This window comes from Floridaenema evergladense BLCC-F167 (assembly GCF_041929205.2).
In the GTDB taxonomy this organism is placed as follows: domain Bacteria; phylum Cyanobacteriota; class Cyanobacteriia; order Cyanobacteriales; family Aerosakkonemataceae; genus Floridanema; species Floridanema evergladense.
Window position 1 is genome coordinate 5,273,878 of the sequence record NZ_CM171625.1, and the last position, 22,522, is coordinate 5,296,399.

Consider the following 22,522-nt stretch of genomic DNA (forward strand, 5'->3'; position numbering starts at 1 on the left):
ATTCTGATTTTCAGAGATTATGAGCTTCGGATCAACCGCAGTTCTAAGAAAAGATCGAAAATCTCTTAAACTGGTAGCGATAGGCTGTGTTTACCCACACCTTTCCCCTTCTGTTTGACAATAGATTAGCATGACGAATCAGCCGAATGAATTAGAGGCAAAACTAACAGCGTTAAAAGTTGACGCGCAAAAAGCGATCGCCGCTGTTAATACTCTACCCCAACTCGAAGAATTGCGAGTTGCCTATTTAGGTAAAAAAGGTCAACTTTCCCAAATTTTAGGCGGTTTGGGTAAACTTTCCCCAGAAGAACGTCCGAAAATTGGCGCATTAGCGAACGAAGTTAAAGAAGCTTTGCAAACTGCTTTAGAAAGTCAGAAATCATCTTTACAAGCAGCTGAAATTCAAGCGCGGTTGGAAGCAGAAACTATTGATGTTACAATGCCAGCGGTTTATCGCCCGCAAGGTAGAGTACATCCGATTAATAGTACTATTGATAGGGCGATCGATATTTTCGTCGGGATGGGCTACACTGTGGAAACAGGCCCAGAAATGGAAACCGATTACTATAATTTTGAAGCCTTAAATTTCCTCCCAGATCACCCCGCCCGTGATATGCAGGATACTCTCTATTTACCTGATGGAAATTTGTTGCGAACTCACACTTCCAACATTCAAATTCATTATATGGAAGAGAACGATCCGCCAATCAGAGTAATCGCACCTGGGCGTTGTTATCGGCGGGATACTGTTGACGCTACTCACACCGCTGTTTTCCATCAAATAGAGTTTTTCGCTGTTGATGAAAACCTAACTTTCACCGATTTGAAAGGCACAATCAAAGAGTTTTTGCATCAAATGTTCGGCGAAGAAATGGAAATTCGTTTCCGCGCCAGTTATTTCCCTTTTACTGAACCTTCCGCCGAAGTTGATATGCGATGGAAAGGTAAATGGTTGGAAATTATGGGTTGTGGAATGATCGATCCAAATGTACTCAAATCTGTTGGTTACGATCCAGAAACTTACACAGGTTTTGCCGCAGGTTTTGGGGTAGAAAGAGTCGCTTTACTGTTGCACCAACTTGATGATATTCGCCGTTTATATAGTAGCGATTTGCGCTTTTTGCGGCAGTTTTGATGAGGGACTGGGGACTGGGGACTGGGGATTGGGGATTGGGAAAAGAGGAGAAATAAGTAAGTTTAATTTATTCTATTTTTCAGTTTTTTTGGTCTGTTTTCAATCCTGAGATCCCCCCCAACCCCCCTTAAAAAGGGGGGAGTAAGAATTTAAAAATTTACCTTAAAAAGAGGAAGTAAAAAGTTCAAATTCCTCCTTTAAAAGATGAAGTAAAAGTTCAAAGTCCCCCTTGTTAAGGGGGATTTAGGGGGATCTCAATCTAATGGATAACTTTGAAAAAACGCCCCAGTCCCTAGCCCCTAGTCCCCAGTCCCCTCTTCCAACAATTATCACAATGTCCGCATTTCATCTTCTCTGCTTCTTGGGAAAAGCCAAAAGCGGTTAACAGAAATTGCCAGCGACATTGGCGAGTTTGCAAATATTTATCCATCTGTTTCGCTGCATCAAATTGATTAGAACTTTGGCTTTTTTCCCCTGGTTTAATGATATAATTAAAAGGGTCAAGCCATGATAATTTATTCATACTATGTAACAAAGATAAAGCTATTGCAGCTTCGGGATATTTCCGGGAAATATCGTTAATATTGCCTTGTTTGGGTAGTTTGTTTAATAGTTGTTGGGCTTGTCGTTGTTGCGATCGCATTTTCCCCTCAAAAAACTCCCGTCTTTGCTTATCCCCAGAATCTAAAAATCCCGTCGGTTCACTCATTAATAATAACGCTTGGGAAACTTTCCCATCTCTCCCCGCCCGTCCGATTTCTTGCACATATTCCGAGAGTAATAATGGTGGTTGAAAATGGATTACCCACCTCACATCCGGTTTATTTATCCCCATTCCAAACGCCGAAGTACAAATTACAAAAGGTACTTTTCCCGAAATCCAATCTCTTTCCATTTCGCGCCGTTCTTGGGGATGTAAACCTGCGTGATAAGCTGCGGTTGTGCAACCTTTTTTTCGCAACCATTCGGCAAGTTCTTCGCTATCTTTGCGAGTTCGCACATATACTAAACCCGCTTGTTTTGGTCTAGCTTGAATAAATTTTAGCAGTCGATGTTTCCGTCCGCAAGGTGTCCAAGCGATTTGAACTTTTAAGTTGAGATTATCTCGATAAGGGTTGAGGCGGAAAATTTCTGGTTGTTGTAATTGTAATACTTGTTGGATAGTTTTTTGGGCGAAAGGATCTGCCGTTGCGGTGAAAGCTGCGATCGCCATTTTACTCCCCGATGGTTTATCTTTAAGTAAAGCATCTCTTACCGTTCCCAACCGTCGATAAGCTGGGCGAAAAGTATCACCCCATTGCACCAAACAATGTGCTTCATCTAATATCAACCCATTAATTTTTAACTGTGGTTGCGCTAACCGTTCCCAAACAGGTTTACTCAGCAAAGTTTCAGGAGAAACATACAGTAATCTTAACTTTTGTTGTTCCAAATCTGCCAAAATTCGCTTGCGTTCTCCCGGCGATAACTCACTATGTAAAAGTGCTGCGGGTAACTTCCGCTGACGCAACTCTTGCACCTGATTTTCCATCAAAGCTACCAAAGGCGAAACCACTAAAGTTAACCCAGTTTGTAGCAAAGCTGGAAGCTGAAAACAAATCGACTTTCCCCCACCAGTGGGCATAATAATCATTGCATCTTTTTGGGATAATAAGCAACGAATTACCTCGCCTTGTGGCGGACGAAAATCATCATAACCCCAAATCTTTTTGAAAGTTTCCCTTACCCTTTCCCAAGACATAGAATCAGAAAATTCATCTGCGTTCATCTGCGTTCATCTGCATTCATCTGCGTTCTAAAAACAATATATAATGAAATCTACCATTCCCATTTTTTCTTAAGCAAAAATGAATGAAGACTTAAAAAGCAATGCCAAGAGCTTTTTTCAAAGCCTCTTGTACTAAAATCTGAATATCTGTTGGTAATATTCCTAATTGTTTCTGAAATATTGATTCACTTACAGTGGCAATTTTATCTGCTCTAATTAAAGATTGCTTTTTCAGACCAGTTTGGGAAAATTTGGGATTATTTTCGTCAATTAAAACCCAAGTATCGCGTAATTGGTCAACAGGTACTTTTGAGAAAATACCCAAAATGATGAATTCTTCTCTATGAACTGCTAAAACAAGAGCAGGTCTGAGTTTTGTGGAAGTTAGATCGCTAAATGGAAACCGCACTAACCAGATTTCTGTAGGATTAGGTTTCGTCATTATAAATATCTTCCTCTGGATCGTTCCACTCTGCAAATCCTGTTTCTGCTAACTGCATCATCGTGAGATTTTCCACTTTTTCCTCAATATCTGCCATCAGTGCAATAATTTGTTCGACAGGTAGCTGGAAAATCATCTCTTTGATTTCTTCTTTAGTTAAATTTGATGCCATAACGGTTATCCCTTGGGTTAAAGTTTATCCTAGCCTCATCTATTTGAATGAAGCAAAAAGATTTATTCCCTTCCATTCTATTAAAAGGTGGGAAACATCTTCAGGAGTCTGGAAATTACCACTAAAGAACTCAAACTCATTTGGTTGACGATTAAGTTGAAGAAAAAAGCCTAAAATACTACAGTGATCTTTAACGCCAAAGGGATAAGCATTTATTTTCCAGTTATCGGCATTTGCAGCATAGTCTCGAACGCTGTTCAATGCTATTTGAACTTTGGCTGAATGGTGAGAAATTAGATTGATAATTACTGATGGTTTTTGGGAAATTTCACAAAAAAGCTCGATCGCTTCATAAGGCAAACTAGAAGCTTTAGCTTTCATATCTGCTAAGGCTATACACTTATCCAATGCTTGCAAAAATTTATGTTCTGAATCAATCATAATTTCTCCTACTTTCACTTAGTCTTTCTCCCCAAGGGTATTGTTGATTTGCTATCTGATGCGCTGCTGGTTGTTCCATACCTTTGTAAAAGATAAAGTTCAAAGAAGTTATTGATGATTTAATTCCCAGGTAGGAATCATTGATTTTTGTTGATGGTGAATAGCTTGATTTTGGATATAGTTAACTACTTGATATATGACATCATGACTAACTGTAAATGCCCCATAACTACCTTGCCATTTAAAGAATTCACCTGGTTTGATTTTATGAGTAACTAAATGGGAAGAGCTACCTTTAACTTGTTTAATTAATTCTGATATATTTACTGTGGGCGGAAATCCTGTTAACAAATGCACATGATCGGTAATTCCACCTATAGCAATCACTGTACATCGCATCTGGGTACACTCGGCAATAATTGCGGCATAAATTGCCTTTTGAATATCTGGTGTAATTAAAGGTAATCTATCCCAAGTTGCCCAGACGCAATGCACATACAATTGGGTGAAATTTGACCTCATTTTTTTACCTTTTAAATCCTTGAGGAATGGAATATGGGGCGAATGGAATTTGCAACCAATGGAAAGAAAGTCGGCGAATGGAATTCGCATCTACACAAACCAAGTCCGCCTACGCGGACTAAAGAGTTTTTGGGTATATTGCTATACCTGTTAATATCGTACCATTTTTTGAACCCGCGTAGGCGGGTTTCGTCTGTGTAGACGCGAATTCCATTCGCCCCCAACCTCCGCCACCCCGCCCCAAACTCCGAAAAAATGGCATTAATGCCACATTAATCACCAACCAATGCCACGCCAACCACGCCAACTACAAACCGGATACTCCTATCACGTTACAACTCGCTGCAACAACCGCGAGTTTCGCCTAACACGATTAGAATGTCGAGAAGTGTTTCTTTACGCCATTAAAAAAGCACAGGACAAATACCAATTTAAACTCTATGCTCTTTGTATAATGAGCAATCACGTTCATTATTTGCTACAACCAGCACAACCAGAAGATTTACCCAAAATTATGCACTGGTTGAATTGGTACACTGCCATGTGTTTTAATCGAATGCTGAATCGGACTGGACATTTTTGGGAAAAACGCTATCACAGTACAGGTTTTCCTAATACCGATAAGCGCAGAGAAAGTCGGCGAATGGAATTCGCATCTACACAAACCAAGTCCGCCTACGCGGACTAAATAATTTTTGAGTATATTGCTATACCTGTTAGCATCGTACCATTTTTTCAACCCGCGCAGGCGGGTTTCGTCTGTGTAGCCGCGAATTCCATTCGCTACCGTATTCACGACAGATTAGGCGATGATGGCATTACGCAATGGCATCCTGCTTTTTTGTCTCTCGGTAAAACGCTGGATGAATGCGCCGCTAAATATCGGGGTTTCTGTAAAAAATACCGCCCTCAACCAAAATCAGACAAGAAAAATCATTGGGGTAGTCGTCTGTTAGCGGGAATGAAAATTAAATGCAAAGCCAAAAAATCCGCCCCTGGACAGATGTGCTTTCCTTGGGGCGAGTGGGAAGCAACTGACCCGGAAATTGCAGAGGTGGCAGAAAAGTTTGTTCAGGCTAATTCCTATTATCCGACCTCAGTGCCAGGTATCGGAAAGCCAGAATCCTCATAGCTTCGAGGAATTTCCCTCTGTTGCAATTCTTAAAAATTTTCGGAAAGCCTTATAGGTTACAATTTACAAGTCTCGACGCGAGAGAAGAGCCATCCCCTTCCCCCACATTTCAAACCTTATGAACTCTATCACCCCTCTAACCAATCTTGTTTTAAACACTACAGGGAGATGCCCCACAGGGGCATTTAGGGAGAAGGTGAGGTCCTTGTATGTTTTCCAGTTGTCTTTTTTCATCTCATACCAGCCTACGCGATCGCCAAACTTCTTGTAAATCTCGTAACTTAACTCTCCAGGTTTTCCCCCGACACTTTCCCAAATGCGCTTTTGTACAGAAAAACCAAAGCGCCCATTGCTGTATTTTACCCAAAGTCGGTCAATGGTGCGAAGGTCGGTACAGGGAAAATTTTCGATGTGTTCGACATTTAAGTAGCCTTCCTTTTCCCTTCCTGCTACTTTAAGCATTACTTTAGCAGTTTCTAAATCCGCCTCCCGCCAATTTCCCGCCTTGAGTAAATCCCGTAAATTCTGGTAATCTACCCTTTTATCCGAACTTAAATCATCTGTATCTGGCTGAAGTAATACCAACAAATTCTGGATTGATTGTGGGCGACCTTCAGCCTCCAGTGCCATTCCCTGAAGAATTGCTTGATTTAACTTCTCGCTAATACTAGAATTATGCTGCTTTGGTGGCACTAACCCTACATCGTCAAGCTTGCGATCTAAACAAGGTGTCGGGCGTTGACCTGTGACAGTATAGTACAGAGAAGCTGTCAGAGTATAAATATCCACTGTTGGCGATCTTACACCTTTTCGCTGTTCGTAGGGAGCAAAAGCCTCATTCATCGGACGCATAGAAGTAACTGTATGGGGAATAATTTCTCCAGCAATGCCAAAGTCAATCAGCACCGCATTACCGTTATTCCGCAGCATAATGTTCATTGGCGTAGCATCCCGATGTACCAACCCCGCCTGATGCAATACATTTAAAGCATCGCCAATTTGACAAATATATTTAACCGCCTCAAGTTCTGGTAAAGCACCTTTTCGCCGTACCAAATCCCACAAACTTTCCCCATCAATAAAATCCATGACTAAGCAATGGATATTCTCTTCTTCAAACAAATCGCTGACAGACACAATATGAGGATGTGGACATTCTCCTAGCTTGGCAAGCATTTGCGCTTCATTGATAAATCGATGAGCAAACTTAGGGTATTCTGGATCGAAGATCAGATCGTCGTTTGGTGTTTTAATCACCACCTGTTTATTTAGCCTGGTATGCACTGCTTTGTAAGTAATGCCGAATCCCCCTTTTCCCAAAGGTCTACCAATTATTTGGTATTTGCCTTTATCTAACAAATGACCATCTGCCCAAACCATAAAATAATTTTTATCATCAACTAGATTAATTTTTACACAGCTTCATTCATACATCAGAAAAGTTATTGGGCGATTGAAATCGCGCCTACACAAACAAAGTCCGCCTACGCGGACTACAGAATAACCTGCGAAGGCAGGTTTTGTCTGTATAGCCACGACTTTAGTCGTAGGCGCGACTTTGTACTGATGGCTTGGCGGTTGGTGATGGTTCCACAGGAGATGGCGCAGGAGGTTTAAAATAAGCTATCAAAGCCACAATTGCTGCCACAAGTCCGGCAATTGCTGCCAATGCTGTCCAAACAGTCATTGCATCTGTTTTTGGCAAAGAAGGCAGAGAACGCCGCAATCCCAATGAATCAAGCCATTTTTCCACTGTTTCGGGACGTGCGTTTGCGTCTAGCATCATACCATTAATAATTGCTTGATTAGTGCGTTCAGAAATGTCAGGATTAATCTGTTTTGGTGGAGTTAACTGTTGATTGTTTAACTGCCTATCCAAAGCACTGACAGGCAATTGCCCTGTTAATAAAACATACAAGGTTGCTGCTAAGGAATAAACATCAGTATAAGCTCCCCGTTCTCTTTTTGTAGAGTTAAGTTCGGGAGGTGTAAAATTATTATCCCTCCATTTAGTAGTTAGAGGATGATCGAATCCCTGTGCTAATCCAAAATCAATTAGTACAACTTCATTTTTACCCGCCCGCACCATAATATTATCTGGTTTCACATCCCGATGCAGCAAACCTTGCCGATGTACCTCAATTAATGCTTCACCAATTTGACGAATATAAGCCAATGCTTCTTTTTCTGGCAAAATTCTCTGAATCAAACTTCCTAGAGTAGTTCCAGGTATGTATTCCATTACAATGCAAAATAATTGCCTTTCTTTAAATATCTCATAAACGCTGACAATTCGAGGATGTTTGCAACGCTCTAACTTCCGCGCTTCGTCAGCAAACTTGGACTCTAGGTTATCACGTTCTGTCTGATTTAGTTGGTTGAGCAAATCTTCATTTAAGGTTTTGATCGCAATATCTTTACCGTTTGATTTTGCTAAGTAAGTTACGCCAAAGCGCCCTTTACCCAACTCTCGCTCAATGGTATATTTGCCGTTATTTAATTTATCTCCGGGTTGAAAAGCCATATTTTAAGTTTGCCTGACTAATCCATTGTTGTCCCGTGTAGTCTACAGATATAAGAATTTTACCTATCTCAACTCAACATTAAAAGTAGCGAATTGTTAAAATATTCTGATGATTTTCTAGACGCGATCGCACCACTCAAACATAATTATTAGGATTTTCTGTTACTAAACCTTCATTCTGAACAATATCAATTAAACGTTCATCAGCACTAACAAAAACTAATTGAGTATTTGGTATTTTCAAAAGACTAGATTGCATGGAAAAAGCAGATGCTAATTGAATAGCATCATAAGCTCTTAAAGAATATTGAACAACTAATTGACCTGCTCTTTCAATTAATACTTGATCGATTTCAATAATTTGGTACAAACTTTCAAAATCTTGGCGAAAGTCTTCTAAAGTTAAGTCAAATCGATCGCCAGATATACTCCCTTCTCGTTGACGGCGCGACAAAGCGCTGAGTACTTCAACCCAAGTAATTTGAGCAATAGCTAAATAGTTGCCATTAGTAGGATCTGTAATGGATAAAATCCAATTTGTTCCCGTTTCAGGTACATACCGTTTGACTAAAGCGCTGCTATCCAGAAAATAAGCATTTACCACGAGCCGCGATCGTCGATAATAGTTTCTGAAAGAGGTTTACCTGATATTGGCCCCATTTTTTCTATCCGTTCGCGCCGCTTTTGTTCGCGTTCTGCTAATTCAGCAATATCTACTTGACCACGTTTAGGTGGAAGAGTCAATTTCCCTTCATCAACTAACGACTGAAGCGCCGCTTCTAACTCATTTTTTGACCCTTCCGGTGACACTTCCGGCACTACTTTTAACCGCACAGTTTCACCCTCTTTCAAAGACACAGGATTTACAGGACGTAAAACCCCATTTTCGTAAACCGCAACGATAATTTCAGCCATAATTTTTCTAATTGAAAGCCTAAAACCATTCTAATCAACATCTGCGTTTATCTGCGTTCATCTGCATTCATCTGCGTACTAAAAAAGAACTCAGGCAAAAACAGATAACTTACATCTACCATCTGTGTTCATCTGTGGACATCTGTGGTAAAAAAAAGCACGAAAGGAAACCTCCCTTCGTGCCCAAATCTTAACCTTTCAAAACCTAAACAGAAGCAGCAGCAGAAGTATTTCCCTCAGCTTTACCAGCTTCCTCTTGCTTTTTCAACGCCGCATAAAGACGATTCAAAGCATTAATATATGCTTGAGCAGAAGCGACAATAATATCAGTATTTGCCGAATGACCAGAGAAAATCCGATCGCCATACTTCAACCGAATAGTAACCTCTCCGATCGCATCAATACCAGCAGTCACCGACTGAACAGAAAACTCAATTAACTGATTCGGCACATTTACCACCCGATTAATTGCCTTATAAACCGCATCAACAGGGCCAGTACCGATCGCCGCATCAGTCAACTCTTGACCTTCAGGAGTTCGCAAAGTTACTGTTGCCGTTGGACAAGCATTACTACCACAAGAAACCTGTACTAATTCTACCCTAAAAAGGTCAGGTGCTTGCTGAATTTCATCATTAACAATTGCTTCCAAATCCCAATCAGAAATCTCTTTCTTCTTGTCAGCAACTTCCTTAAATCTGACGAAAGCTTTGTTCAAATCACCTTCGGAAAGTTCAATTCCCAACTCTTTCAACCGTGCCCCAAAAGCATGACGACCGGAAAGTTTACCCAAGACAATTTGATTGTTATTCAAACCAATCAATTGAGCATCCATAATTTCATAAGTGAGTTTATTTTTCAAAACTCCATCTTGGTGAATGCCAGATTCATGGGCAAAAGCATTCGCCCCAACGATCGCTTTATTCGGTTGTACCAACATCCCAGTTAAATTAGAAACTAACCGCGATGTTTTGTAAATTTGCTGAGTGTCAATATTAGTTAATGGTGCTTCTGAATCAGTTGGACGACCCAAGAAAGGATTGTAATATTGCCGCCTTACATGAAGCGCCATTACTAACTCTTCCAAAGCAGCATTTCCCGCCCGTTCGCCAATACCATTGATGGTGCATTCTAATTGTCTGGCACCATTTTTTACAGCTTCCAAAAAGTTAGCAACTGCTAAACCTAAATCGTTGTGTCCGTGAACGGAAATAATCGCTTTGTCGATGTTGGGAACGTTATCTTTAATCCCTTTAATTATCGCCCCAAATTCAGCGGGTGTGGTGTAACCAACGGTGTCGGGAATGTTAACTGTAGTTGCGCCAGCTGCGATCGCCCTTTCCAACACCTGATACAAAAATTCTGGATCGCTTCGTCCTGCATCTTCCGGGGAGAATTCTATATCATCTACAAAAGATTTCGCATAAGCAACCATTTCTTCGGCAATTGCTAAAACTTCCGATCGCGTCTTTTTCAACTTATATTGCAAGTGAATATCAGAAGTAGCAATAAAGGTGTGAATTCGAGGTTTTGCCGCAGGTTTTAAAGCTGACGCAGCGGTTTGAATATCCTTTTTCACCGCCCTAGCTAAACTACAAATAGTCGGCCCATCTTCTGTACCTACAGTTTGGGCAATTCGATTTACCGCCTCAAAATCTCCCGGACTTGCTACTGCAAATCCCGCTTCAATAATATCAACTCCCAAACGTGCTAATTGCTTGGCAATCAACAATTTTTCATCTACGTTTAAAGTCGCGCCTGGAGACTGTTCGCCATCGCGCAAAGTGGTATCGAAGATAATAATTCGATCGGGTTTTTGGTTCATTGTTTTGATTCTCCTGTAATCGAAAATCTGTGAAAGTTAAACTTTTTAGTCACTTATCATTGGTGAATAATTAATAGGTAACTGACTTTTGGCAAGCAACTACCATTGACCAATTACCTAATAATTTTTTATTCATTCATTATTGACCTGAACGTAACCTCTATTATCAATTACCGCATCAAGATTAATAATCTATTTTCTCAATGTGTTCGCGAATATCATTTAGGTCAATGTATCTATCTGTGGCATTTCGTAATTCTCTAGCAATCATTCCTTCAGTAGAAACTACTGTGATATGAGTATTTTTTGAACGGAGAAGTTCGATCGCTCTTTCAAAATCTCCATCTCCACTAAATAAAACCACTTGATCGTATTGATCGACGGTATTGAACATATCAACAACGATTTCAATATCTAAATTAGCTTTTTGTGAATATCTACCAGAACTATCGTCGTAATACTCTTTAAGAATCTTTGTCCGAACTGTGTAACCTAAACTGATCAACGCATCCCTAAAACCCCTTTGATCTTGCGGATCTTTTAATCCCGTATACCAAAAAGCATTGATTAGATGTATCTCTGGATTTTCAGTGAAATACTGCAAAACACGACGGGGATCGAAAAACCAACCATTTTTTTGTTGGGCGTAGAACATATTATTTCCGTCTACGAAAATAGAGAGACGGTTCCTGGAATTAGCCATAGAAACTTACTGCTAAAATTTGTAGAAAAGTATTTAAGTGGAATACTCAATTATAACAACTCTGCCTCAACAAAGTTAATAAGAAGTCTTTTCCTAGTTAGTCAAACCTTTATTTATACTTCTTCAAGCTTAGAAATTGTCTATATAATCGAGCATCCTAGTGTGGACTGACTTCCTGTGAGTGGGCTTAGGACTGCTCATCCTATTTTCACTCTACATTACTAAATTTATGGAATTGATTGCTGTGTGGCCTTAATCTTCTTAGTCCATATTTTCCTCCTTTAGTAAATTTACTTAATTTTCCCCTATCTCTAGCCTAGCTCTAAGAGAACCCGATCGCTTGGAATAACCTGTTTAAGGATTCTAACTCAGTTGAGATAATTTTACTAACTAAGCTACTTGACAAAAAATATATTTTACCTACTTGATTAACAATCAGGCTAAGTTAGTCGTTTTCCATTAGTTACTTCCTCTTAACATTTCTAAGTAATACTAGCCTAGCTATGTTTCACCACAACTACAGCCTTGTGTATGTAGTCAGGTTAGGACAGAAGGTGTACCAAGGTCAAGAAGTCAATCTATTCTTTTTCAAGAATCAGAGGAGGGATGCCACTTATCTTTCCACTGCTATTGACTTTTACGAGTATCCTATGTGAGTCTAAATTAAATGATTGTTTAAATTACTTTTTGGTTAATTCCAGTAAAGCTTCACTTGACTAAGCAAATGATGATACTAGCAAATTAGCTACACAGCTGTTCTAATTTCGAGTTATGATTGATACTTTTAATTCTACTTGCTTGAATCTACTACTATAGTCGTAGTGCAGTTATAAATTTAAGTTTTACATTTGATAATAAAATTGATACTACAGTCTATAAGTAGAAAACAAAGTACCAGTATTCTGTCTCAATAAATTCCCGATCGCTACAAATTATCCTGGTATTTTTGTGTAAAATATTACTTTTTTTTGCAAAAGCACCCTGTAGATAATATTTCGATCGCAGTTATACTATGCAAAGGATTAATTTTTATCAAAGGTGCGGGGTCAAAATGCAGAACTTAGGTTTTAGCAACAACAGGCAAAAATGCCGCTCGGTCAAGTGAAGTAAAATATACCTGTGGTAATAAAGAACTAACGAACTGTGTAGTTACTCTAAGATAAGAGAACGACAGATAAAATTTTCAAACCTACAAATAATGAATAATTAGCTACAAAGTGAGAGATTAAGATATGCCATTAGACCCAACCATAGCCTCCAGTAATTTAGAGCAGTCTACTGAAGAACTTGCTTCAGCCAAAAGCAAATTAACTGCATCCAAATTAAAAGGTAACTCTTTACGGAATCATCGTTTTCATTGTTGGGGTCACATATTTGCGGGAGTGTCGGCAGTAGCAGCAGCGATCGCTACAGGAATGAATGGGCAAGTAGTACAAAAACTGGAAAATGAGATTCAAAACATATTTTTTCAACTAAGAGGACCGATTGCTGCACCGGAAAACATTGTCATTTTAGCGATCGACAATGACACATTATCAATCCCCAAACAACTATATCAAATTAATTCCAAAGATAACGCTAGTTTAGAGCCATTACAAGGCTTTCCCTTCAAAAGAACAGCTTATGCAGAAGTAATAGATAAATTGATGGCAGCCGGAGCAAAATCTGTAGCTCTAGATATAGAATTTATCGATCCCAGCAGTTATGGAGCAGCAGACGATCGCCGCTTACAAAAAACATTACAGCAGTTTGCAGGTCGAGTCACTTTACCAGCAGCTTACGATGAATTCGATACTCCTACCGGACTACAGGTACAATTAGTAGAACCATTACCATTATTAAAAACAAATCCCATTTCTCTGGGTGCAATTAATTATTTATTAGAGCCAGATGGAAAAATTCACCGTTTTACTAACGCCTATCGTCAGAAACTAGCTGCGAATTATCAAAATCAACTGCAAGCTACTGACAACCTAAAACTAAAAAAACCAGGTTTTGATTTTGCTGAAGCAACACTGCAAGCAGCTAAAATAACTTACCCGTCACCCAAGGGCGATCGGATAAATTTCTTTGGCCCGAAAGGAACATTTAAACAAATTTCCTTTTGGCAAGTATTAGATCCAAGAGAATGGAAAAATATTAGTCAAGAATTTAAAGACAAAATAGTATTAGTTGGAGCTACTGATACCAGCTTGAAAGATTTTTATCCAACGGCATTTTCCCCAGAAATGCCAGGAATAGAAATTCATGCCAATGCGATCGCCACCCTGCAAAAAGGAACAGCCCTCGCCAAAGCAATTTCCAATCCATTTATCGAAGCAATATTTGTATTAATAGGTGTTAGTGGAGCAGCGATAATACTGAGCAAACAAAAAAGTAACACTAATAGAATAAGTTACACAATAGGCATCATAATTGCTTGGGGAAGTATTAGTTATATTGCCTTTAATCACGGCTATAAAACATTACCAACAGCTGTGCCAGCGATCGCGATCGTCCTTACCGGAATTGGCTACTCAACCACAGAAGCAGCCGAACAAAAAGTCAAAAAACTCCTACTTCACCAAACCTTAAAGAAATATGCAAATTCAGCGATCGTTAAACAAATTATCAGCCAACAAGATGAGCTAGCCGACCTACTTCCAATCAAAGACCAAGAATCATCCAGCAAAATAATTGGTGGTCGCTACGAAATTATTAAAATTTTGGGTTCAGGAGGATTTGGCGAAACTTACATAGCCCAAGACACCCAACGACCAGGCAATCCCTTATGTGTTGTCAAACAACTCAAACCAGATATTCAAAACCCCAAACATTTAGACCTAGCTAGACGTTTATTCCCGCGAGAAGCAGAAGCCTTAGAAAGATTAGGAAAACACGACCAAATACCCCAACTTTTAGCTTACTTTGAAGAAAATCAAGAATTTTACCTAGTACAAGAATTTATTGATGGACATTCCTTAGAAGACGAACTACCACAAGGAAAACAACTTTCCGAAGTCGAAGTCATCAATATGTTAAAAGAACTCTTAACAGTATTAGAATTTGTCCATAATAACGGAGTTATTCACCGAGATATTAAGCCCAACAACATCATTAGACGACACGCAGATCAAAAATTAGTCCTCATTGATTTTGGTGCAGTCAAACAAATTAGCACTCAAGTACTAAACAGTGAGGGGTCAACTCGCTTCACAGTCGCCATTGGTACACAAGGGTATGCACCCCACGAACAATGTAGCGGTAGACCAAGACCAAACAGCGACATTTACGCACTAGGAATGACAGCAATTAAAGCCCTCACGGGAGTTTCTCCTACACAATTAATTCAAGACCCAAAAACAGGAGAAATCTTGTGGACACACAAAGTACAAATTAGCCCAGAACTAGCAGCTATAGTTAACAAAATGGTGTATTACGATTTTAATCAAAGGTATCAGACTACAACAGAAGTAATAGAAGATCTTTTGAAATTAACCAACTCTCTTAATCAAGCCTCTTCTGCAACTGAAAATCAACCAGAAATAACAGATTACTCAGAATTAAATAAAGCTACTAAAACATGGACAGAAGCTTCTCTAGAAATTACAGATGCTTCAGAGCAGGAAATTGAAACCAAAAACTGGACAAATGATTCATTAGAAATGACAGATTTTTCAGAAGTTGATAGTACCACAAAAAACTGGTCTGTTGACTCTCAAACCTTTTTATTACCAAATAACAATTAAACTACCTCTAATCAGAAAAGCTACTTTTTAAAAAAGGGAAAAGGAATAATTCATCTTTTTCCCTTTTTTTAACTCAAAAAAGAGACTACTTAACTCTCTTTCCGAGCATCATCACCACACCTCACAGCTTTAAGCGTCTGGACGTGGCGGTGGTGGTGGTGGTGGTAGCGGTGGAGGTTGCACGGGCGGCGCAGGCATCGGCGCAGGTGGTGGCGACATAGGCGGCGGTGGTGGTGGTGGCGGAGCAGGTGGAGATGGCAACGGTGGCTGTTGCACAGGTGGCGGTAGCGGTGGCACTACCACGGGTGGCGGTGGCACTACTACAGGGGGTGGTGGCGGCTCTACCACAGGTGGCGGTGGTGGCGGCTCTACCACAGGTGGCGGTGGTGGTGGCACTACCACGGGTGGCGGTGGTGGCGGCTCTACCACAGGTGGCGGTGGTGGTGGTGGCACTACCACAGGGGGTGGCGGTGGCGGCACTACCACAGGGGGTGGCGGTGGCGGCACTACCACAGGGGGTGGCGGTGGTGGTGGTGGCACTACCACAGGGGGTGGCGGTGGCGGCACTACCACAGGGGGTGGCGGTGGTGGTGGTGGCACTACCACAGGGGGTGGCGGTGGCGGCACTACCACAGGGGGTGGCGGTGGTGGTGGTGGCACTACCACAGGGGGTGGCGGTGGTGGTGGCGGTGGTGGTGGTGGCACTACCACAGGGGGTGGCGGTGGCGGTGGCGGCACTACCACAGGCGGTGGTGGTGGTGGCGGTGGTGGCACTACCACAGGCGGTGGTGGTGGTGGTGGTGGTGGCACTACCACAGGCGGTGGTGGTGGCGGTGGTGGTGGCACTACCACAGGCGGTGGTGGTGGTGGCGGTGGTGGTGGCACTACCACAGGCGGTGGTGGTGGTGGCGGTGGTGGTGGCACTACCACAGGCGGTGGTGGTGGTGGCGGTGGTGGTGGCACTACCACAGGCGGTGGTGGTGGTGGCGGTGGTGGCACTACCACAGGCGGTGGTGGCGGTGGTGGTGGCACTACCACAGGCGGTGGTGGCGGTGGTGGTGGCACTACCACAGGCGGTGGTGGCGGTGGTGGTGGCACTACCACAGGCGGTGGTGGCGGTGGTGGTGGCACTACCACAGGCGGTGGTGGTGGTGGTGGTGGCACTACCACAGGCGGTGGTGGTGGTGGCGGTGGTGGCAGTACCACAGGCGGTGGTGGCGGTGGTGGTGGTGGTGGCGGTGTTACTACTATTGGTGGTGGCACTATCACGGGTGGTGGTAGTGGCGGTGGTGTTACTACTGGTGGTGGCGGTGGTGGCGGTGTTACTACTATTGGTGGCGGCACTATCACGGGTGGTGGTAGTGGCGGTGGTGTTACTACTGGTGGTGATGGTGGCGATTGATTAGGCTGAAGTTCTCGAGTTTCAACAGGAGGAAATGATTCTAAAGGATTTCTATATATAGGTGGATTGTTTTGTAAAGATGGATTCTGTGCAGGAAGGATAGTTTTAGATTCATCAAAGACTAATGATAGGTCACAGTCTGAAGTACTCCGGGAACTAGTAGTTGGAGAAAAAGAAATTTGTAATCGAAAAGATTCATCTACTGCTTGGCTCTCCTGTTTTCCAGCGGCACTAGATGCACTGCATTGCAGCACCACTTGGTATGGGTTTGAGCTATTTGTGGGAAGGCGGACAAAAGCTGGGGTTTCCAAAATACTTCTGCCTGTTATGGGAGGCTGAGCAGCAAAAGCTGTGGATGTTTCGGCTTGAACTTGCAATCTAGCAGGATCGGTTGCAACTTGGTTTGTTAGATCAGTTAGATTGAGTCCTTTAGTTAATTCACTGGTTTCATAAAAAGTTTTGAGATCGAAATCATATATGCCTGTAATTCTGTCTTTTTCGATGACTGCTAGTTGTCCTGCTCTTAATCCTTCTCGTTGCGAACCACTTTCGTTAAATACTTCTATGTTGCTATCTGTGAGTGCTCCTACGATCGTAGTATTTGTATCAGGAATGTAACGTACAAATAAGGCAGATCCTCGAATTCCGGCTCTAGCGTTGGGCGTTTTTACCCGAGTTTCACCACGTCCGGGCGGAATCAACAGTAACATCGTACCGTTATTCAGCCGAAAAGTACGGGTGTTGGGTAAGAACAAAAATACTGCTTGTTGTCCAATGCGGGCTAGTGAACCATCATTGAAGCGTAATTCTGCTAAAGATTCAGGGCCAGTAGCTAGGGAATCTCCGGGACTGACTCGATCGTATATTCTGGCAGCTCGTCCTCCTTGACTTTGTGGAATCAGCCGTACTAAATTGCGTATGCTTTCAATAACGGCTCTGGTTAAAGGCGTTTGGGCGCGTACTGCCTTGGGTAGTGAGAAGGCTGTAATGCCCCATAAAATTAGGCCCAAAAGCAGAATTAATTTTTGAGACATGGATCTACCTCAGCAAGAAAACCCGTACCATCGTAAATTGGAATAGCGGCTTTAACCCCATACTACAAAGATAAGGTCTTTAGGGTCTGGTTTGATTACACTTTTGGTTACATGGAATCAACCATTCAAGCGTCATTCATTTAGTAAGGTTTAGGTATTGATACTAATTTAATCTAAGTTTGTGGGTGATTTTAGGTTGAGAGTTAATCGCAAATCAGTATTTAGCTGTGAATTTTTTTACAGGAGTACCACTATTAGCAAGCTAAGACTTTTTTTCCAGCACTACTTAAAATCGCTGCGATCGCCAAGAAAGAATCTCTATTTCTGGTTTCTTTTAGTGTCTGGTGGTGTTGCTTGTTTGTCTTGGGAATGGAATGCTGCTGTTGCTACTCCTGTCTTTTTAGGGAAAAGAGAGAATTTAATTACTGACCTCTCTGGGCAAAGTTTACCTCATCAAGTTCCTAATTCACCGCCTATTTCTGAGGAAAAAACTTTTTTCACTTCGGTAAGTAAGTCCGCAGCAGATTTGCAAATACCAAGTTCAGGAGTAAAGCTTGATGGTGTGGTGACTCTGGAAAGTTTAGCAGTGGATGATGTTCAACCAAACCATCTGTCTGATTCTTCTGTTGCTCAAACGGAAACACCATTAGACCAAAATAATGTAGAGATCGATCCAGAATTAGGTAGGTTGCGGTTGCAGTTACAAAGGGTTCCTGCTAGGGAACGTCAGCCTGTTTTGTATTTGGTTCCGACCCTAAATTTTTCTCGGAGCAATAATCTTTTTTCTAGTATCGATCCGGTTACGGATTCGCTATTTTCTCCGGGATTGCTATTTTGGTCAACTCCAAAGATTGGTGCGAGGACTTGGTTAAGTTTGTCTTTGGATGGTAATTTGACTCGTTATTTTAGGGAGTCTCAGTTTGATTATAATTTGGTACGATTTAGAACTGGTGTTCGTCAGCAGTTAAATTCGCGGATGCTTGGTGAAGTTGGTTGGTATAATCAACAGCTGTTTCGGACTAATGGCGATCGCTTTTTGCAAGAAAACTTTTTCTATTTGTGGTTATCACGACGCGATTTCCTCAATCCTAAATTAGAGCTATATTCTTATTACAATGTGGCTCTGGATTTGGCTGAACCGGACGATCGCAGTCGGTTTACTCATTTTTTAACTATGTCTTTGGGTTACTATGTTCGTCCAACTTTTCAAGTCGGTATTGAATATCAATTTTTCCTCTCTGATTACACAAATGTCCAGCGTGTAGATTATTTTAATCGGTTTCTGGGTCGGATTACCTATAGCATAAATCGCCAGAACCAATTAGTTTTTAGGTTTGGCTTCAGTCTGGGCGATTCTACTGAGAATTTCTTGAATTACAATGATTGGTTATTTAATCTTACTTACAGTATCAATATTCCGATTTATTAAGATAGGAACACCAATCACTCCAGCTACCTGCGTAAAGTTTGCCTTGATTAATTCCCGCCATTTCTAATGAGAGTAGATTGACGCAAGCTGTTACGCCAGAACCACAATAAACCATAATTTCTTCGGCATTTTCTACCTCTGACCAACGACTTTTTTGTGCTTCTGGTGACTTGGCATTTCCTTGTTCATCTGTGACTTGTTGCCAAGGATAGTTTACAGCACCAGGAATATGTCCGGCGATCGGATCTATTGGTTCTTTTTCGCCTCGGTAACGTTCGCCTTCGCGGGAGTCAATTAACACAACTCCTGGTAAATCTTTACGAGTTTTTACTGTTTCAATATCGACAACCATTGGCGATCGCAAATTTACCACAAATTTCCCTGGCTTACCAATTGGTATCCCATCTGTCACGGGATAATTACCTGCTACCCAAGACTTCCATCCCCCATCTAACAAAGCTACTTTGTCATGTCCCAAATAACGCAATAACCACCATAAACGCGCCGCAAAACCAAACCGAGAATCATCATAAGCAACAACCAAAGTTTCCTGAGAATACACCCCCATAGCTGTTAATTTTTCAGCCAACTCTTCTATATTAGGTAAAGGATGTCTCCCCCCATGTTCTTTCACTGGTGAAGAAAGATCCTGGTTTAAATCCAGATAGAATGCACCAGGAATATGATTGGTTTGATACTGTCTACGTCCTAATTCTGGATCGGCTAAAGAAAAACGACAATCAACAATCACAATTTGTGGATCTTCTAGATGCTCGGATAGCCATTGAGGAGAAATAATCAAGGGAATGTCAGACATTGGCAATGGTTTTGCTAAATTTTACGATAAAATTGACAGATTAAAGTATATTTTGCTTCAGTAGAGTTGGCAAGCAGTACTCACAGCCTTAACAGGAAAGCTGGATTATGAAAAAGCGATCGTTTAACTCCTAAAGTCAAAGCTTAAGTTAAAATCTAAAATCAATCTGACAGATCTCAATCAACGGAGACTAGCAACTTGGTCGCTTCTAAAGATACACCAGCAAAAACAGAGCAACAGCCTTTCGTAACCGACCCGGCTGTACTAGAAAAAGTCATTATCAACAAACTCAATACTCGCATTTATCCGCGTGGAGAATTGGTACTGCCCTGCGTACCATCCATGTTAGATCATTACATGAAGCGACTGAGAACACTCTTTGAAACCTTTGGTAGACCCTTCTCAGAACCCGAATTAGATCAGTTGCGTCAGATTCTTCAGAAAAGACTAAATCAAGGATTTGAAGTTTCTCCCCACTCTAACGTCATCATTAAATATGAACCAGCCAAAGCGCCAGAAGTGGGTTTAACTTGCAACATTTCTACCGCCGTTTCTACAGTAGTAGACCAATATAAAAACTGGACAGAAACCAGAAAACCACCATTATTTGGTTCTCATCCAGATGCCAAAGTCATATCTGTGGTATCAGAAATGGATCAAGACCCTAGTACTACACCAATTTTAGATGTAGGAGCCGGAACAGGTCGCAACACATTACCACTAGGAAGAAAGGGTTATTTAGTTCACGCTGTAGAATTAACTCCCGCTTTTGTACAACAAATTCAAGCAGCTGTAGAAGCAGAAGGTTTACCAATAGTAGTTACTGAAGGCAACATTCTCGACCCAATGGTAAGAATGCGACCCGCACACTATAAATTAGCAATTGTTTCCGAAGTAATCTCCCATTTTCGTGATGCAGACCAACTACGACTTCTACTAGCCAAAATGAGTGATGTACTACGTTCTGGTGGTTTATTATTGTTTAACACTTTCCTGGCTATCGATGGTTATGAACCAGATCAAATAGCTAGAGAAATGGCTGAAATTGCTTGGTCATCTGTGTTTACGAGAGCAGATTTAGAATCAGCAATGGAAGGTTTACCATTGGAAATAATTTCCGACGAACCAGTTTTTGAATTTGAAAAAGAACATTTACCAGAAGAAGCTTGGCCTCCCACAGGTTGGTTTATTAATTGGTCAACTGGTAGAGACCTTTTCCCCGTACCTAATGGTAGACCACCAATGGAATTACGCTGGTTACTTTGCAAACGGGTTTAAATAATTAAGTTATAGTTGTAGGGTGCGTTAACGCAGTGTAACGCACCAATAATTTTTTATATAAGACTGATTTTTTTTAGAGGTTGCGATCGCTCTTTTCAACCATTCCCCAAACTCAAAATACCTGATAACATATCCACCACCAACCGCCGACTTTTCAACCATTGCCGACCAATTAAAATTTCGGGAACTCCATTCCCCACATGAACCGGAATATCAAATTCTTCTCCATCTATCCGAATTTTTCCCCCATAGATCTCAAACTCAAAATCTCCTTGTGCTGTTCCCATTATTTGTTGCTCTACAAAAATCCAATCAAGACCATCTAAATCTTGATAGTTGATTGCTACCCAACCAGAAAATCCTGTATCCAGTAACGCTTCAACTGGTAACTCTAATCCTTCCCCAGTAATCAACTCAATTTCAAAAAACAACTCATCACTCTCACCAAATCTTCCCTGAGTCATATCGTGCCACAAACCCCTGTTTCATTAATACGAAAAAGGTGTAACTTACGATGAGGATATTTCTCAAGAGCCATTTTTGTTGCCACCATGTCATTTTTATCGATAAAATAATCTCCACTCTCAGGTTCAACAGCAATATACCAGTTGTAATGAGTTTTAATTAACTCTGGTTGCACTCGTTTAAAAATTACTTCGCAACGCTGACGGAAGGCTTTGCTTTCAGCTTGCCATTGCGCTTTTCTTTCCTCAGACCATTGGATTTCTGGGAAAATTCTACCTCGCCGTACTACCCGATTAGATTTAGTTTCAGCCATTGTCTTTCCTGCAAAAAATTATTAGCTTAATTATAAAACCACCCGATTTAGAGAATCAGGTGGCTGAGGTAAATTATCCATCAATTAAATGAAACTTTGTAAACGTTGAATTAGTTGTTCTGGCTGAAGCACTCCTTCAATTCTGTCTACAGGTTCGGCATTTTTAAACAGAATTAAAGTTGGCAAAGCGTAAATTTGATATTGCGATGCTAACTTAGGATACTTCTCGGAATCAATTTTTACAATTCTTAATCGATCGCTCAACAGAGCATTCACCTGTTCTAAAATATTTGCCATCAATTTACAAGGGCCACACCACTCAGCATAAAAATCCACCAACACAGGCAAATTCGATTGACTTAACAAATCTTCAAAACTTGCGAACTCTTGTTTTGTAGCCATATAAGAAAACCACTTTTTGCACAACTATAAATACATCCTAATTCTTTATTTTAGAAATTCTGTCCAATTAGG

Annotated in this window: 20 protein-coding genes and 1 pseudogene; 5 read left to right on the plus strand and 16 right to left on the minus strand. The window is 41.1% G+C overall.

From position 1 onward, the window contains the following. Positions 1–130 precede the first annotated feature (130 nt). Positions 131–1,135 carry a phenylalanine--tRNA ligase subunit alpha gene (gene pheS / locus ACE1CA_RS25410; RefSeq protein WP_413271234.1) on the plus strand — a complete coding sequence of 335 codons (1,005 nt, stop codon included), beginning with the start codon at positions 131–133 and terminating at the stop codon, positions 1,133–1,135. Between the two features lie 292 nt (positions 1,136–1,427). On the opposite strand, the gene ACE1CA_RS25415 is transcribed toward pheS, so the two are convergent. The 5 genes from ACE1CA_RS25415 to tnpA all read right to left on the minus strand — a co-directional run bounded on the left by ACE1CA_RS25415 (position 1,428) and on the right by tnpA (position 4,480). Next, positions 1,428–2,903 carry a RecQ family ATP-dependent DNA helicase gene (locus ACE1CA_RS25415; RefSeq protein ID WP_413280722.1) on the minus strand — a complete coding sequence of 492 codons (1,476 nt, stop codon included), beginning with the start codon at positions 2,901–2,903 and terminating at the stop codon, positions 1,428–1,430. 91 nt (positions 2,904–2,994) lie between these two features. Next, a complete protein-coding gene (locus ACE1CA_RS25420) occupies positions 2,995–3,345 on the minus strand; it encodes a type II toxin-antitoxin system PemK/MazF family toxin (protein WP_413280723.1) in 351 nt (116 codons plus the stop codon). Continuing rightward, complete coding sequence (locus tag ACE1CA_RS25425; RefSeq protein ID WP_413280724.1) at positions 3,332–3,517, minus strand: hypothetical protein; 186 nt, start codon at positions 3,515–3,517, stop codon at positions 3,332–3,334. The genes ACE1CA_RS25420 and ACE1CA_RS25425 overlap by 14 nt, the downstream gene beginning before the upstream one ends. 39 nt (positions 3,518–3,556) lie before the next feature. Further along, positions 3,557–3,958, minus strand: coding sequence for a hypothetical protein (locus tag ACE1CA_RS25430; RefSeq protein ID WP_413280725.1), 402 nt, complete (start codon positions 3,956–3,958; stop codon positions 3,557–3,559). A gap of 108 nt (positions 3,959–4,066) precedes the next feature. Further along, on the minus strand, positions 4,067–4,480 hold the full coding sequence (gene tnpA, locus ACE1CA_RS25435; protein WP_413280726.1) for an IS200/IS605 family transposase: 414 nt from the start codon (positions 4,478–4,480) through the stop codon (positions 4,067–4,069). 286 nt (positions 4,481–4,766) lie between these two features. On the opposite strand from tnpA, the pseudogene ACE1CA_RS25440 reads away from it, so the two are divergent. Further along, a pseudogene (locus tag ACE1CA_RS25440) lies at positions 4,767–5,612 on the plus strand (transposase). 63 nt (positions 5,613–5,675) lie between these two features. Here ACE1CA_RS25440 and ACE1CA_RS25445 read toward each other — a convergent pair. The 6 genes from ACE1CA_RS25445 to labA all read right to left on the minus strand — a co-directional run bounded on the left by ACE1CA_RS25445 (position 5,676) and on the right by labA (position 11,579). Then, positions 5,676–6,992 carry a GUN4 domain-containing protein gene (locus tag ACE1CA_RS25445; RefSeq protein WP_413280727.1) on the minus strand — a complete coding sequence of 439 codons (1,317 nt, stop codon included), beginning with the start codon at positions 6,990–6,992 and terminating at the stop codon, positions 5,676–5,678. Positions 6,993–7,152: 160 nt separating this feature from the next. Then, the gene (locus ACE1CA_RS25450; protein ID WP_413280728.1) at positions 7,153–8,136 is read right to left on the minus strand and encodes a serine/threonine protein kinase; all 984 of its coding nucleotides are present in this window, start codon (positions 8,134–8,136) and stop codon (positions 7,153–7,155) included. A gap of 136 nt (positions 8,137–8,272) precedes the next feature. After that, on the minus strand, positions 8,273–8,740 hold the full coding sequence (locus ACE1CA_RS25455; RefSeq protein ID WP_413280729.1) for a type II toxin-antitoxin system VapC family toxin: 468 nt from the start codon (positions 8,738–8,740) through the stop codon (positions 8,273–8,275). Next, on the minus strand, positions 8,734–9,051 hold the full coding sequence (locus tag ACE1CA_RS25460; protein WP_413280730.1) for an antitoxin family protein: 318 nt from the start codon (positions 9,049–9,051) through the stop codon (positions 8,734–8,736). Before ACE1CA_RS25460 ends, ACE1CA_RS25455 begins: the two co-directional genes overlap by 7 nt. Positions 9,052–9,256: 205 nt before the next feature. After that, positions 9,257–10,876, minus strand: a complete 1,620-nt coding sequence (locus tag ACE1CA_RS25465; protein WP_413280731.1) for a 2-isopropylmalate synthase — start codon at positions 10,874–10,876, stop codon at positions 9,257–9,259. 184 nt (positions 10,877–11,060) lie between these two features. After that, on the minus strand, positions 11,061–11,579 hold the full coding sequence (labA, locus tag ACE1CA_RS25470) for a low amplitude/bright protein LabA (RefSeq protein WP_413280732.1): 519 nt from the start codon (positions 11,577–11,579) through the stop codon (positions 11,061–11,063). A gap of 1,232 nt (positions 11,580–12,811) precedes the next feature. Between labA and ACE1CA_RS25475 the strand changes: the two genes are divergently transcribed. Then, positions 12,812–15,307 (plus strand): CHASE2 domain-containing protein, encoded by a 2,496-nt coding sequence (locus tag ACE1CA_RS25475; protein WP_413280733.1) that lies wholly within the window; start codon positions 12,812–12,814, stop codon positions 15,305–15,307. A 129-nt stretch (positions 15,308–15,436) separates the two neighbouring features. On the opposite strand, the gene ACE1CA_RS25480 is transcribed toward ACE1CA_RS25475, so the two are convergent. After that, complete coding sequence (locus ACE1CA_RS25480; protein ID WP_486517537.1) at positions 15,437–17,743, minus strand: FecR domain-containing protein; 2,307 nt, start codon at positions 17,741–17,743, stop codon at positions 15,437–15,439. A gap of 337 nt (positions 17,744–18,080) precedes the next feature. Here ACE1CA_RS25480 and ACE1CA_RS25485 point away from each other — a divergent pair, with 337 nt between their 5' ends. Beyond that, the gene (locus ACE1CA_RS25485; RefSeq protein WP_413280957.1) at positions 18,081–19,172 is read left to right on the plus strand and encodes a hypothetical protein; all 1,092 of its coding nucleotides are present in this window, start codon (positions 18,081–18,083) and stop codon (positions 19,170–19,172) included. Here the strand turns inward: ACE1CA_RS25485 and ACE1CA_RS25490 are convergent. Then, complete coding sequence (locus ACE1CA_RS25490) at positions 19,153–19,989, minus strand: sulfurtransferase (RefSeq protein ID WP_413280956.1); 837 nt, start codon at positions 19,987–19,989, stop codon at positions 19,153–19,155. The genes ACE1CA_RS25485 and ACE1CA_RS25490 overlap by 20 nt on opposite strands. Before the next feature lie 198 nt (positions 19,990–20,187). Between ACE1CA_RS25490 and ACE1CA_RS25495 the strand changes: the two genes are divergently transcribed. Next, positions 20,188–21,267, plus strand: a complete 1,080-nt coding sequence (locus ACE1CA_RS25495) for a class I SAM-dependent methyltransferase (RefSeq protein WP_413280955.1) — start codon at positions 20,188–20,190, stop codon at positions 21,265–21,267. 98 nt (positions 21,268–21,365) lie between these two features. On the opposite strand, the gene ACE1CA_RS25500 is transcribed toward ACE1CA_RS25495, so the two are convergent. The 3 genes from ACE1CA_RS25500 to trxA form a co-directional block, all read right to left on the minus strand. Next, positions 21,366–21,734 (minus strand): aspartyl protease, encoded by a 369-nt coding sequence (locus ACE1CA_RS25500; protein ID WP_413280954.1) that lies wholly within the window; start codon positions 21,732–21,734, stop codon positions 21,366–21,368. Then, the gene (locus ACE1CA_RS25505; RefSeq protein ID WP_413280953.1) at positions 21,731–22,048 is read right to left on the minus strand and encodes a hypothetical protein; all 318 of its coding nucleotides are present in this window, start codon (positions 22,046–22,048) and stop codon (positions 21,731–21,733) included. The genes ACE1CA_RS25500 and ACE1CA_RS25505 overlap by 4 nt, the downstream gene beginning before the upstream one ends. Positions 22,049–22,132: 84 nt before the next feature. Next, positions 22,133–22,450, minus strand: a complete 318-nt coding sequence (trxA, locus tag ACE1CA_RS25510) for a thioredoxin (RefSeq protein ID WP_413280952.1) — start codon at positions 22,448–22,450, stop codon at positions 22,133–22,135. Between the last annotated feature and the right edge of the window lie 72 nt (positions 22,451–22,522).